Origin of the sequence: Streptomyces sp. NPDC053069 (assembly GCF_044546895.1) — a bacterium.
GTDB lineage: Bacteria > Actinomycetota > Actinomycetes > Streptomycetales > Streptomycetaceae > Streptomyces.
On record NZ_JBITZN010000022.1, the window covers coordinates 128,996 to 142,128 of the forward strand.

Sequence of the window (13,133 nt, forward strand, 5' to 3'; positions counted from 1 at the left end):
CGCACCCGGTGGTTGGAGTGGTCGGCGATGTAGAGGTTCCCCGCCCCGTCCACCGCCACGCCATAGGGGTTGTGGAGTTTGGTGGCGACGGCGGGGCCGCCGTCGGAGACGAAGCCGGCCTGGCCGTTGCCTGCGACGGTCGTGATGGTCCCGTTGGGTGTCACCTTGCGGACGCGGTGGTTGCTGACATCGGCGATGTAGAGGTTCCCCGCCCCGTCCACCGCCACGCCATTGGGGTTGTAGAGCTTGGTGCCGACAGCCGGACCGCCGTCCACGACGAACCCGGCCTCGCCGTTGCCCGCCGCTGTGATGATCGTGCCGTCCGGGAAGGCCGCCGTGGCGCCGGTTCTGCTGGTAGTCATCATTGTTCCTCCTGTTGTGGTGCGGGGCGCGGCGCCGGCCGGTGTTCCGGTGAAGGCGGGCCCCCGGGCTGTTACGACCGCGCTCGGGCTGGCCCCGACGCGCGGAGTGTGAAGGGGTCGGGAATGCGCGGGAGGCGGCTGCCGTGGCGCTCGGTGCGGCGGCGGCCCAGGGCGCCGGAGTCAGGGGACCTCCACCCAGGCGTCGGTCGTGTTCCGCTCCCGCGGCAGCCGCAGAGCCAGGCGGTCCGAGGCGATCTGGACGGGCCTGCCGGTGAGGACCGCGTCGGTACGGCGCCGCGGGAGCAGCTTGCACACGGACGCTCCGGCCATGAGCAGGGTGGTGGCGGCCACGACGGTGGCGAGGGTGTCGAAGCCTGAGCGGCGCCGGGATGCGAGCGTGGATGCCCCGCCGGCTCCCAGGGCACTGGCCAGTGGTACGCCTGCGTACACAGATCTCCCGCCTCTTCTCCTGCCTGTCGTCCCTGTGCGCCGGAATCGCTGGGGCGGCTGTCCGGGACGGCGTCCTGTGCAGCGCGGGTCGTCTCAGGTCGCGCACCAGCGCTCCTCGCGCCGCCGGGCCATGTCCCAAAGGGAGCGGACGTACACCGCGTGCTGGAACAGGTCGTAGACCAACTCGACGGCGAGCGTGCCCGCGAGCAGCTGGGACCTCCAGCCCGCCCCGCTGGCGGTGACGACCTTCTCCGCGACGAAGACCAGGCCGACCGCGATCCAGAACGGCGAGAACTCCGGGCGGCCGCGGGCCAGCATCCAGGCGGTGAAGACGAGATACAGCGCCATGGCCAGCACGGAAAGTCCCATGAGCGCCTGGCGCACGAAGTACGGTGCGGTGACTCTGGTCCAGCCGTAGTCCCGCAGGTTCTCCAGGGCTCCGCGCTGCCAGCGCATCCGCTGGTGCCACAGCTTGGGCACGGTGGTCATCACCTCGGTGACCACCCGGCAGCCGGCGGGCGAGACGGTGCGGTAGCCGATGGTGCGCACGGCCTTGGTGATCTCGTCGTCCTCGGTGAGCGAGGCCAGGGAGTAGTACGACGTTCCGCCACCGATGAGACCGTCCAGGCGCGCCTGCCGGACCTGCCGCAGGGTGGAGACCCTGAACACGGTCGCGGTCCCCGTGAGCACATCGGCCCGGTAGCCGCGCCGGGCGATCTCCCTCGCGTAGCGCTGGAACTCGATCCGCTGCAGGACGCCGAGCAGTCCGCCGCCGGGCTCGCCGTAGAAGATCCCGCCGACCGCCCCCACATCCGATCCCATTGCCTCGACGGCGCTGGCCACGAACGACGGGACCAAGGTGGTGTCGGCGTCCTGGACCAGGACGAGGTCGGAGCCGGCCAGCCCGTGCAGAACCTGGTCCAGAGCCTGGTTGAGCGCCCCGGCCTTCTTATGGCGGTTGTCCGTGGACTGCACCACCGTCACTCCGGCCCGCCGGGCGTTGTCCGCGGTGGCGTCGGTGCAGTTGTCGGCCACCACGACGATCCGTTCCGGCTCCCGGCTCTGCGCCCGCAGGGCGGCGATGGCCGCGCCGATGCGGCCGGCCTCGTTGTGCGCGGGGATCAGCGCGACGATACGGGGCACCGCCGTGCTGCCTGCAGATGGCCGCACGCGGGCATGATGCGTGCGTCTTCGCATAACCGTGCTCCTGACCGCGCGCACGCATCACCGAGCGCACGAGGGACTGTGTCTACACAGGGGGCTGCGCCTTCAGAGGACGCGATGTACATGGGCAAGGGCCCGACGGGCGGGGCCGTCGGGCACGGCCGCCCCTCGGCTCCGGGCCGCGGACATGCCGGCCCTGCGCCTCTTTGAGTGGGTGGTATTCAGCGAACTGCCGGACGGAATTCCATCTGGCATATGCAGTTCTTCCACCAGGCGCACCGTGCGCCAGGACTCCTCACCCGGCTGGGCGGGGCCTGCAGAAGCATGAGCCGATTAAGTTTCGCGCTCCGGCGCACGGCCTCGACAAGCGTGCGCCCCCCATTCGGGTCAGCCCTGGCCGGAGCAATGTTCAGGCCGGCTCGGCACGCTGAGCAGAAGGAGCGAGTACCCGATCGCCTTGCGCACGGTCGGAAGACATCGGCCTTCGTCCGCGCGGGCTCCGGGCTTCGCACACTGTCCTCATGGCCTTGATGCCGGCGTGGGATCACCGGTGGCCCAGTGGGGACTGCTGAGCGCCGCCTGATGTGCGGCACGGTGGGCACTCTGTGGCACGACCGGGCCCTGCGCGGGCTGTGCACCGCCACGGCGCTGCTGGAGAACTGACCGTCTCCGGCCCGGATGGGTGCATTGTCGATCGCTCGTTCGAGCGATAGGTGCGGGCCGCGGGGGCGGTTCCCTACGGGCTCGGCTACCCCTGGTGGTGATGTAGTTGCCGCGCCAAGACCCCAGGAGGACAGCATGGCCGGACCGAGACTTACAGAGACCGACGTCCATGACGCACTGAACGGGGTGGCCGGCTATTCGGGCAGGGGCACTCCCTCTACCGGGTTCCACCTCAACAGGGCCAATCTGGCAGCTCCCGAAGGACAGGCCCTGGTGAAGAAGGTGACAGACGCCTTGAACTGGAGCCTGGACCAGAAGGACAGCTAGGTTGTGTCCGCAAGGTCAGGGCAGCCGGAGTCGTAGGCAGACGAGGGTGACCATGGCCTGGTAGTGACGGGCGCGTTTGGCGTAGCGGGTGGCCAAGGCTTTGTTGTGCTTGAGCCGGTTGAAGCAGGGCTCGAAGACGTTGTGGTGCCGGTAGGCCGGCCGGTCGAGCCGGCACAGGCTTTCGCCGCGCCGGGTAGGTCCCTTGACCTGATCGACCCGCTCCGGGATCGCAGCCTTGATACCCCGCCTGCGCAGGTAGGCGCGGATCTTCGATGACGAGTAGCCCTTGTCCGCGACGACCTGGTCCGGCCGCGTGCTGGTGAGCCCACACGGCCGGTGGAGTCGACGCACACGATCGTCCAGTCCACAGCGCCCACGGCATCGGAGTGCTGCTGGACGTGAGCAAGCAGCCGGTCACAGGTGCCGTCGGCCGACCAGCGGCGGAAGCGTTCGTAGACCGTCATCCACGGCCGTAACGCTCTGGCAGTTCCCGCCAGGCCGCCCCCGTGGCGGCTTCCGCAGAATCCCGTTGACCACCTGACGGCGGTCCCGCACCGGACGACCCATCCGCGGTGGAGCCAGCAACGGCTCGATCACCGCCTACGATTCCTCGGTCAACTCATGACGACGCACCATGAACAGAGCAACGCGCGCTTGTGTTTGCTGATGCGGCGCTCGACCGTGTTGCTTTGCATCGAAGGGGGTGGACGGCCGCCTCGACTGCTGAGGCGTTTGCGGTTGAAGGCTTGGTCGGCGGGTTGCGGGAGCCCGCCCAAGGCGATCGCCGACCGGATCGAGGCGGCTGTGCGCGCCCGCCGACAGCCGAAGGTCCGCGACCGGCGCCGTAAGCATGCCGCCGCCACGACCCGGGATCCACCGTGGCGGCTTGCGCACACTTGGGCTACACCGCGCCCGTCGGCACCATCGACGACGGCCGTCTGAGCCGCGTTACCGTCCACCTGCCCGCCACTACCCCCGGCGCCTGTTCGACGCTCAGCAAGGTATCGGCGCCCAGAGCCCCCAATGAGGTTGCCGCGGAGAGCATCCAGGAGCGGTACTTCAAGGACTACGGCCGTCGCCCCGATCAACTCAAAGTCGAGTTCACTGATATCGACTACATCGACCTCGCCTTCTGCCCTGTACTGACCTCGGCTCGCAGCCGGCCCTTCGCTGAGCCGAAGCACGCTTTTGTCACCCGGGCAGGCTCGTTGTCACCTGCGAGGCTCGACGCCGGCAGGTTGTTCTTCGCATCTCTTGAGAGCCTCTGCGATCTGCAGGGCGGCCTGGGCGGGTGTGAGGTGCGTGGTGTCGACGACCTCGCCCGCAGTGTGCAGCCACGTGCGGGCCGCCTCGGCGTAGGGCTCAAGGTATTGGAGACGGAACGGGGAGTTGGGGCCAAGAACGGTGTCGCCCGCGATGCGCTTACGGAGGGTGTCCTGGTCGGCATGGAGGACGAAGTGCCGGACCGCAATGGCATGCTGGGCAAGGCCCGAGCTGATCTCGCGCCAGTACTGCTCAACCAGGACGGTCATGGGCATCACCAGGGTGCCGCCGGTGAAGTCGAGGATGCGTCGGGCAGTCTCGACCACGAGCGGCCGCCAAGGCGGCCAGTGTTGAAAGTTGTCCGTGGCCGGCAGCCCTGGCGTGATGTCCATGAGCGTCTCGCCGACCTTCTCTGCGTCGAACACCCGTGAATTCGGGATCAGCTGCTGCACGAGCGCACTGGTCGTCGTCTTGCCTGCGCCGTGGGTGCCGTTGAGCCATACGATCATGAGACTCGACGCTAGCGTCGTGCGGGCCGCGGGAACAGGCACGGCAGAAATCCGGTATGGCTTCGGCGTGTCTCAAGGTGGTGTCAACCATCCAGATCAGGTGTCACCTATCTCGGCAGGCGGTGGTCGATCGATCGCCTCGGCCGGTTGCTCGGCGTGGGCGTCAAGCAGCAACTTGAGTGCGCGTAGTTGGGGTGTTGGCTGCCCTTCTGAGCCAGTGACAGACGTTGTGCCGCTGCCTGCCCCGGACGGCGCGGAGTTCGGGATTGTGCGCGATGTCCGTGCCCCACCCAGAGGCTGACGGTGAGGCGTTTGCTGCCATCGCCGATGGATGCCCGATGCCACGGGAGGATCGACAGCTGGGTGGCCCTGTGCTGCCGGACGTCTGGGGTTCGAGGGGCCAGGTGCCGCCCAGGCCCTGCTTGGGGACGTTGCGGCCGCACGACCCGCTGACCGCACTCCCCGTCTTCCGCCACCTCGTCAGCCGCATCCCTCGGGTGGCCGGCGTTGCTGCAGCTGCTCGAACGCCAACCGGTCGGACTCCCGCACGACCGGCTCGCTGCCCAGCCCGGTGCCCGCGGTCAGTTGTGTGAGGGCTGCCGCCCGCGTCTTGGGGAACGGGCCGGTCATGTCCGTGCTCTGCCTGGAGCGCAGCAGCACCCGCCCGTCCGCGTGCGCAGCGAGCTGAGCGTGGTGCCTTCCCGCTTCGGCTCCGCTGCGCACCCGGCGGCCATACAGGGCTGTCCACGGCCACGGCCACGGTCAGCATCGGCTCGGGCAAGGGCCATGTTCTGCGGTGATGCCGTCCACGCCGACCATCGGGAGCCTGCCGACCAGCGTCCAGTCACCTGGCATCCGGCCCTGGGCCAGTCGAGGATGCCCAGGTCCGTGGCCGGTCGGCAATGGACGCAGGCCGGCACCCGCTGGCGCCGTGCCTGCAGCGCCTGCTGCCGTGTCGCCGGGAGGCATCGTCCGCTCGTGGTCGCCGGCCCAGCACTCGCCGGGTGTACGGCGTCTACGTTCGTCCGGTTGAGTCCGTGCGGAAGCAGCCACTCAGCAGGAGCTGGCCGCATCTCCGAGCTCGGCGCCGTACTGCCTTGTGTCGCTCCTCCACAGCGATCCAGCCGTCGATCTGGGCAAGGGTCGCCGTGGCCTGCTGGACCCCCACGCGCCGTGCTTGCGTCTCGGATCGGCTTCTTCACCCCGTAGGGGGCCGAAGTTAAAGGCCCTCCGCGGCTGTGTGTGTATAAGGGGGCGAAGCAGCGCCCGTGGCCTGCCTGGTCTCCAGGAACGCTTCGGTGACGTCCCCGATGGAACCTGCCGGTCCGGGCGGCCGTACAACCATTCGACGTGCTGCCCCGTCTGGAAAGGCGGTTTTCTCGCGCTAATTCATGGCGTGTGTTCTTGAGCTTTGGAGGGGGTTCCGTGAGAGCGGGCGAGGTTCGACGACGAGTACGAGCTGCGGCCGGCGCGGTGGCGGTCACCGCGGCGGTGGGTGTGCCGTCCGGGCATGCCGTCGCGGCCGGGGCGGGGCTGGAAGTCGCCGCGGATTCCAGCAGCTACACCCTGGAGGCCTTGCCTTACACGGACATGGACCCGAACTCCTGGCGTTCGGTGACGCTGACCAACACGGGCACGACGAAGATCACGTCGTACACGCTCACCGTCGACTACAGCTCGCTCGACGGAGTCGTGGACGTCGCCGCCCCCTTCTCCGGATGCGAGAAGAAGACCGCGGGCGTCCTGGTCTGCAACGGCGCGGACGCGCCCGCGCCCGGCAAGACCACCCGGCTGGGTGGATTCCGTGTGCGCAGTCTGAAGGGTGCGCAGGGCGGAACCACTGGCGAGATCCGAGTCAGCGGAGAGGCCGACGGTGCCGAGATCGCCGAGAGGGTGTGGAAGGTCGACATCAAGGACAGTGGGTTCGTCCAGGACCGCGTGACGGGAGCCGTGAAGGGCAAGGTGAAGCCCGGCGCCGAAGTGCATCCGGGTACGGGCTTCACCTACTTCGGCGCGCATGAGCTCAAGGGAACCGACCTCTACATGTACGCCGGGCGTGCGTCGTTCAAGCAGGAGTACAGCAACTGCAAGTACGGCACGATGCCGATCCACATGTTCGACGACCCGAGCGGTGAGCTCACCGACGTGTCGTTCCCGGCGGCCGTCTGTCACTTCGACAACACGATCGAGGTGGGCGACTCCTTCGACCTGTCCCCGGGGCCGCTCAGGATCGACGACGCCGCACGCAGTGCCACGTGGTACGCCAAGCCGGGTGTCACCGACCGGCTGAAGGAGCTTACCGACGTCCACCCTGGCAGCGGCCCGGAGCTGAAACTCGTGCCGCGCCCGGACGATGCCCCGCAGGGGGAGCCGAAGGCGAGCCTGTACGGAGTCAGCTACCAGGTCGACAACACGGCCGACATCGAGGCCGTCGGTGCCTCGGCAAAGGGACGGCCGGGCAAGGTGGTCACGGTGGACGTCGGGTACCGCAACAACGGTCCCGGCGGCATGCCCACCTGGAACGGCAGCGAGCCCATCGAGGATCCTTCGGTGGAGACGACGGTCACCATTCCCCAGGGCACGACCGTGGTGAAGGCGCCGAGAGGGTGCTGGAGGAACGACACCCACAAGAGCGAGGCCGGCGGCCGCAGCTACCACTGTGTGGGGGAGAACACCGAATGGTGGGTCGGTCCGGGCGAGCGTCTCGTGTGGTCGTTCGGCCTGCGCATCGAGAAGGCGTCCGCGCTCAAGCCCGGCAAGGTCTTGCTGAAGGTGCTGCCCGAGCATGACAGCGACCCCAAGAACGACACCGCTGCCATCACCGTGAAGGTGCCGGACGCGGCGGGTGATACCGGTGGCTCCGACGGTGGCGGAAACGGGACTTCCAAAGGCCCGACGGGGCGCACGTCCGGCTCGGGGTCCGGCGGCGGGTCCGGGTCCACCGGGGGCGTCCACGACACGTCGCCCACTTCCACGCCCACCGGGTCCATGGCGGGCACGGGCGCCGGGTCCCTGCCGTGGATCGCCGCAACGACGGGCGTCGTCGCCGTGGGCGTCGGCACGGTGCTGTTCCTCGCTGCGCGCCGGCGTCGACGGTCCTGAGGCTCCCCTCGCCCGTCCGGCGGTCATGAGTGCCTCCTGCCCTGTCCGGCGGTCCTGAGTGTCTTCCGGCCTCTCCGGCGGGGCGAGCGCTACTCGCCGGTTCCTCCGGCCACTTCGCATCGGCCTCGGTATCACGCCAGGCGTTGTCCGCTCGTCGGCCGGGGCCCCTTTTGACGGGCTCCGGCGGCGTGCTGATGTGTCCAGGTGCCGTCGGCCGCCCGCTTCCGTAGGCGGTTGTGAATGCCTTCCCCGGAGCCGAACTCCTCGGGCAGGCCCCTCCACAGCGTCCTGGCGCGGTCTTGAACGCGAGCGCGTCGATCACCTGCCGATGATCCCGCCACCGCCACCGCCACCGCCACCGCCACCGCCACCGCCACCGCGCTTCGGCGTCCGGTCTGGCGAGAATGGCTCGATCCTCGCCCAATGGGCGTCAGTTAACGACACACCCGGACCGACGTCGGATGATCCGAAAGAAACGGCCTGGGCCTCGGCGGACGCGTCGGCTAGCGAGCCACGCGGTAGCGGAGATAGATGACCGTCGAGCTGAAGAGGCGTGTTTCGACGAGTTCGAGATCCACCCGGCGCTCGTGCTGGGGGAAGAACGGAATGCCCCCGCCGACCAGCACCGGGTAGACCCTGGCACGGTACTCGTCGATCAGACCCAACGCGGCCGCCTCGGCGGCGAGAGTCGCGCCGCCGATCGCGATGTCACCCTCTCCCGGCTCGGCTCGCAACCGCTCGATCTCCTCGGCCAGGCCGCCGGAGGCCAGGCGGGCGTTGCCCTGGACCGCCGACAACGTGGTGGAGAACACCACCTTGGGGAGCGCCTTCCAGATCGCGGCAAACTCGAGCGTTGAGAAGTCGAGCGATGGATTCTGGTCGGCGGTCTCCCAGTAGAGCATCGTCTCGTACAGCCGTCGCCCCAACAGGTGGACGCCTACCTCTCGAATCTCGTCGGTGGCGAAGCGAAAGATCTCCTCGTCGGGGACCGTCCAGTCGAATTCGCCGTCCGGACCGACGATGTAGCCGTCAAGTGAGAGGCTCATCGAATAGGTCACGTTGCGCATCAGAAGTCCTCCTCGGTAACGGGTTCGACAGTACGACCGCTACACGCCGCAGGACTCATCGCGACTTGCGGGACCCCCCGAAGACGTGCGGATTTCTCGCCGACCAGTTGATAGGACGCCGCCCGCCTCCAGCGGGCTCGGCTGACCGGCATCGCCGTCAAGGGCGAGGGAAGGGCCTCATCGATGCCGACCAGGTGGACCAGCAGATCAGCCTCGATGAGGGGCGAGTCCCGGCTCGTGGCCGAAGCGGCCATAGACGGGACCGTGCGTAGTTCGGCCCCGGCTCACCTTGTCCGCACCGCCATCTCGTGCCGGAGCGACTCGTTGTCACCGTAGCGAAATGGCTTCGTATGCGCAGGGGCTCGATTCGATTCGGACCGAGCCCCTGTTGTGCTGCGCGCTTCCTGCCAGGTCACTCGTGGATGGCATGTCGTGCCGCGTCGATGAAGCTGATGCGGGCCTGGATGAGCTTGTCCCTGGCGGCGGTGACTTCGTCGTTGGCCTGACGGATACTGAACTCGAACACGGGGGCGCAGAGGGCAGCCATCTGCGGCGCCACTGTGTTGAGCTGGGTGAATTGATCGATGGCCCGGGTGGCGATTGTCCCGAGGCTGGAATCCCAGTCCGCCCCGGCGAACAGGCCGGTGAGAGGGTCATGTGCGGTGGCGGCGGCCAGCTCGTCTCCCATGGCCAGGTACTGCTGCATCTCCTCCATGAGTTGGATCGGGTCGGTGAAGCGCTGCCCAAGTGCTGCCATCTCACGGACCGCGCTGCTGAGTTCCGTTGGCAGATCGCTCAGGTCCAAGTCTTCGGGGAGGGCGTTTTGGAGGGTGTCCCGCAGGTTGGTGAAGACATTCAGCAGGACGGGTACGGCTGCGGAGATCGCGCCAAGCTGCTGGTCGGGGCCGATCTGCTGGCCTTCCTGCATGGCTCGTGCCAGGGCGCGCATTTCGATCACTGGCAGGAACGCGAGGAAGGGCTCGACGTAGGGCAGTATGTCGGGGTCATCCGCAGCTGAGCGGCGCAACTCGGCCATGGCGGACACCGCTGCCGGCGGGTCGTCCATGGTCAGGCACACTCGAACCAGGTCGGTGAGGACGGCGCTCGACCTCAGCGTCGCTTCCGCTCGGGCGGCGAACTCCGGTAAGCCGAGCGGCGCTGCCAAGCGGGCATAGGCGGTGTCGAGATCTTCCAGGGAGGCGTGGACGCGTTCAGGGGACATGCCCTCGACGGTTACTGTGCCACTCAGCACGGATCGTTGGACGCATGCGGCGTCCAGGTGCAGGATCGCCCCGGTCATCTCCATCGCGGCGTTGTAGAGGTCTTCGCCGGCAACTGTCACCGGGTCTGGGCCGTGCAGCGCGACAGCGGGCAAGGCATTGTGCATGGTGCGCAGCGCGTCTTTCAGTGGTTCGTACAGGGCCGGGTCGAGGCGCTTGCGAGATTCGATATCGCGGCGACGGGTGTGCGCGTACTCGGGCCGTGCGACTGCTTCCCAGACCTGGACGGACGAATCGATGAAGGAAGTGGCCGCGTCGGTGAGCTTACTGGAGGCGGTCTGGCGTTGGCCGCGCAGCCACTGGAGGTGCTGGTCTTCGGCTTGTCGACGGGCGACTCCGCGCCCTACCGGGTAGGCGATCGCGGCGGCTATGAGGCTGGCGGGAACGCCAATGAGGGCGGCGAGGACTTCTGGCTCCATACCGCCTGATCCTCGCTCACTGCCAGTTCCCTGTCACAGAAATGGATCAGCCAGGGTGCTCGCGCTCAGCTGGTCGGTTACGACCGTGACGGCCCAGCGAGGCGGAACGCTGAGCACCATACGGAGGAGGGCAGGTTCGGCTGCTTTGCCGGACGGAGCCAGTCGCCCAGGCCGCGCCTCGCAGCCGACGGCTCTCGCCACCGGTCGGTAAAGGGGCTGCTGAGCACGCCGCGGATGAGGCTGGCCGGCGTACCGCCGAGTTCCTCCTCCGCCGGCGCTTGGGCGCATTGCACGCAGTCTGCCGGCGCGCGGTTGTGATGCATCCGGTCGTACGCGGGGTGGCGGGGACGTTGCGTGACGGTGGTCGCTGCGTCGGTGACTGTCCACGAGAGGCATCAACCAATCGGTGTACGGAGCGGGATGGCACCTGACCTCGCTGGTTGATCGCCTTCCTACCGGATCGGCCTTCCAGGCCGATCCGGATCGGCAAGCTGTCAGGACGGCACGGCGGGGCAACTGGTGCCCCGTGGTGGGACGGCCAGGTCAGTGAGGTAACGGTCCACGGCGTCCTGCATGCACGGGCCGCTGGTGACGCTGCCGTGCCCCTGGCCTTCGTAGGTGAGGAGCACGCCGCTGCGGCCGAGCTGCCGGGCCACGGAGACCGCCCACGGGTAGCCGGTGGCGGGGTCGTGCAGCGCGTTGGACACCAGGATCGGCGGGGCGCCGTGTGCGTCCAGGCGGTGCTGCGGGTTGGCGGTCGGCGCGCCCAGACATGCCGCTGCCATGTGTATCGGTAGCAGGTAAGGCAGGTCAGGCGCGGTTATGTGTGTCATGGTGACGAGCGAGGCGTACTCCTGGTAGTCGCGCACGGGCAGGTGCCAGTCCGAGCAGAAGACCGGGGTGGCCGGAGGCAGCGGCGCTATCGAGGTGGGCGACTTGGGCAGCGGCTTGCTTGTGTCCATCCCCGCTATCGCCGTCGCCAGGCCCGCGTAGTCGGCCTCGTAGAACTTGCGGAACGCGATCTTGTTGACCAGGTCCGCGGACGACAGCGAAGTGCCAGGCTTCGCCGGGTCCTCCAGCTCGCCGCGCCCGGCCCGGGCCAGCAGGCTCTGCCAGACGGCGCGGACGTTGCGGCCGTGCAGCGCGCAGTCCGCGGTACTGTCGCACCACTTCACGAACTCCTGGAATGAATCCTCTGCCGTGACCATCTCGGACTGCAGGAAGTCACGGGTGGTCGGGACGCTGTGGTCCATGACGCTTTCCAGCACCATCGCGCGCACGCGGCGCGGGTAGGTTTCAGCGTACTGTGCCCCGAGCAGAGTGCCGTAGGAGCTGCCGTGGAAGGTCAGTTTCCGCTCGCCGATGGCGGCCCGGAGGGCGTCCAGGTCCCGGACCGTCTGAGCGGTGTCGAGGTGGTCGAACACCGGGCCGGTACGGGCCCGGCAGTCGGCACGGAGCCGCCTGTTGTACGCCATGGTGGCGTCGAAGTCCGCCTGGCTTTTCAGCTCCGGTGACGGCCGCTCGGCAAGGAGGTCGCCGGAGCAGGTCACCGGGTTGCTGCCGCCCACGCCGCGCGGGTCGAAGCTGACGATGTCGAACCGACGGCGGACTTCGGGGCTGAACCGGCTGATATGGCGCACCACCATCTCCACACCCGAATCGCCCGGCCCGCCGGGGCCGAACACCATCGAGCCGACCCGCGCGCCGGCGGCGGTGGCCTTGCGGCGGGCCACAGCCAGGTCGAGTCTTGGCCCGTCGGGGTGGGCCCAGTCGACCGGCACCGAAAGAGTGGCGCACTCGGCTCCCGGCTTCGCTGGGTCGTCACACGGTGCCCACCGCAGGGTCCCTGCGGCAGGCGGCGACGCGTGGGCCGCGGGAGCGGCGGCGAGGCCGGTGATGACAGCCATGGCGGCTCCCACGGCCATGGTCGTGCCCCGCGCGGCGATGCGCCGCAGTGCGGATCTGCCCCTTAACGGCATGGATCCTCCTCGTGAAGAGAGCAGTTGTGTCAGGTGTGCGGACCCGGCCGGGGCACTGTCGTCACGTTAGGTGCACTGTCGCCCATGTGGGGCGCCTGTCAGGGGCCTTTCCGGGTCGGGTCAGGGACCGATCAGGGGTGATCGGGGCGCCGGGCGGAAAACGGTCAGGGCCGGGTCAGGGGGCGGACTCCGTCGCAGTCTCGGTCGGCCTGTCAGCCACGACGCCGACCTCTACCAGTCCGTGTATCGAAAGTAGATCTTGAGTGATGAATGATCGTGTTTCACGGCGCGGGGAGATCACGGATGCACAGTGGGCGGTGTTGGAGCCGTTTTTGTTCAAGGGAGCGAAGGTGGGACGGCCGCCCACCTGGCCCCGGCGGCAGCTGATCGACGGCATACGGTTCCGGGTTCGGACAGGAGTTCCTTGGCGGGATGTGCCCATCGAGTACGGTCCATGGGGCCGGATCTACGATCTGTTCCGCCGATGGCAACGAGACGCCACCTGGCACCGGGTCCTCACCCGGCTTCAGTCGTGGCTGTGACCAGCA

At 68.5% G+C, this 13,133-nt stretch carries 10 protein-coding genes and 2 pseudogenes; 2 read left to right on the forward strand and 10 right to left on the reverse strand.

The window, feature by feature from the left end; translation table 11 throughout:
* From ACIGXP_RS37030 to ACIGXP_RS37060, 7 genes and pseudogenes are all read right to left on the reverse strand, one after another.
* Positions 1-362: pseudogene (locus tag ACIGXP_RS37030) on the reverse strand (Teneurin-2); the annotation flags it as partial.
* A 180-nt stretch (positions 363-542) separates the two neighbouring features.
* Positions 543-812, reverse strand: coding sequence for a hypothetical protein (locus ACIGXP_RS37035; protein ID WP_399775979.1), 270 nt, complete (start codon positions 810-812; stop codon positions 543-545).
* Between the two features lie 93 nt (positions 813-905).
* Positions 906-1,982 (reverse strand): glycosyltransferase, encoded by a 1,077-nt coding sequence (locus ACIGXP_RS37040; RefSeq protein ID WP_399775981.1) that lies wholly within the window; start codon positions 1,980-1,982, stop codon positions 906-908.
* A 999-nt stretch (positions 1,983-2,981) separates the two neighbouring features.
* Positions 2,982-3,563, reverse strand: a pseudogene (locus ACIGXP_RS37045) (transposase).
* Positions 3,564-4,177: 614 nt separating this feature from the next.
* The gene (locus ACIGXP_RS37050; RefSeq protein WP_399775983.1) at positions 4,178-4,738 is read right to left on the reverse strand and encodes an ATP-binding protein; all 561 of its coding nucleotides are present in this window, start codon (positions 4,736-4,738) and stop codon (positions 4,178-4,180) included.
* 480 nt (positions 4,739-5,218) lie between these two features.
* Positions 5,219-5,461 carry a hypothetical protein gene (locus tag ACIGXP_RS37055; RefSeq protein ID WP_399776032.1) on the reverse strand — a complete coding sequence of 81 codons (243 nt, stop codon included), beginning with the start codon at positions 5,459-5,461 and terminating at the stop codon, positions 5,219-5,221.
* Positions 5,365-5,811 (reverse strand): DUF6233 domain-containing protein, encoded by a 447-nt coding sequence (locus ACIGXP_RS37060; protein WP_399775985.1) that lies wholly within the window; start codon positions 5,809-5,811, stop codon positions 5,365-5,367. Before ACIGXP_RS37060 ends, ACIGXP_RS37055 begins: the two co-directional genes overlap by 97 nt.
* Positions 5,812-6,088: 277 nt before the next feature.
* Between ACIGXP_RS37060 and ACIGXP_RS37065 the strand changes: the two genes are divergently transcribed.
* A complete protein-coding gene (locus tag ACIGXP_RS37065; RefSeq protein ID WP_399775987.1) occupies positions 6,089-7,840 on the forward strand; it encodes a hypothetical protein in 1,752 nt (583 codons plus the stop codon).
* Between the two features lie 503 nt (positions 7,841-8,343).
* Here the strand turns inward: ACIGXP_RS37065 and ACIGXP_RS37070 are convergent.
* The 3 genes from ACIGXP_RS37070 to ACIGXP_RS37080 form a co-directional block, all read right to left on the reverse strand.
* The gene (locus ACIGXP_RS37070) at positions 8,344-8,907 is read right to left on the reverse strand and encodes a dihydrofolate reductase family protein (protein ID WP_363219055.1); all 564 of its coding nucleotides are present in this window, start codon (positions 8,905-8,907) and stop codon (positions 8,344-8,346) included.
* 412 nt (positions 8,908-9,319) lie between these two features.
* Positions 9,320-10,606: a hypothetical protein gene (locus ACIGXP_RS37075; protein ID WP_399775989.1), complete on the reverse strand. Its 1,287-nt coding sequence runs from the start codon at positions 10,604-10,606 to the stop codon at positions 9,320-9,322.
* A 494-nt stretch (positions 10,607-11,100) separates the two neighbouring features.
* Complete coding sequence (locus ACIGXP_RS37080; RefSeq protein WP_399775991.1) at positions 11,101-12,585, reverse strand: alpha/beta hydrolase; 1,485 nt, start codon at positions 12,583-12,585, stop codon at positions 11,101-11,103.
* A 266-nt stretch (positions 12,586-12,851) separates the two neighbouring features.
* Here ACIGXP_RS37080 and ACIGXP_RS37085 point away from each other — a divergent pair, with 266 nt between their 5' ends.
* Positions 12,852-13,127, forward strand: coding sequence for a transposase (locus ACIGXP_RS37085; protein ID WP_399775993.1), 276 nt, complete (start codon positions 12,852-12,854; stop codon positions 13,125-13,127).
* Positions 13,128-13,133 lie beyond the last annotated feature (6 nt).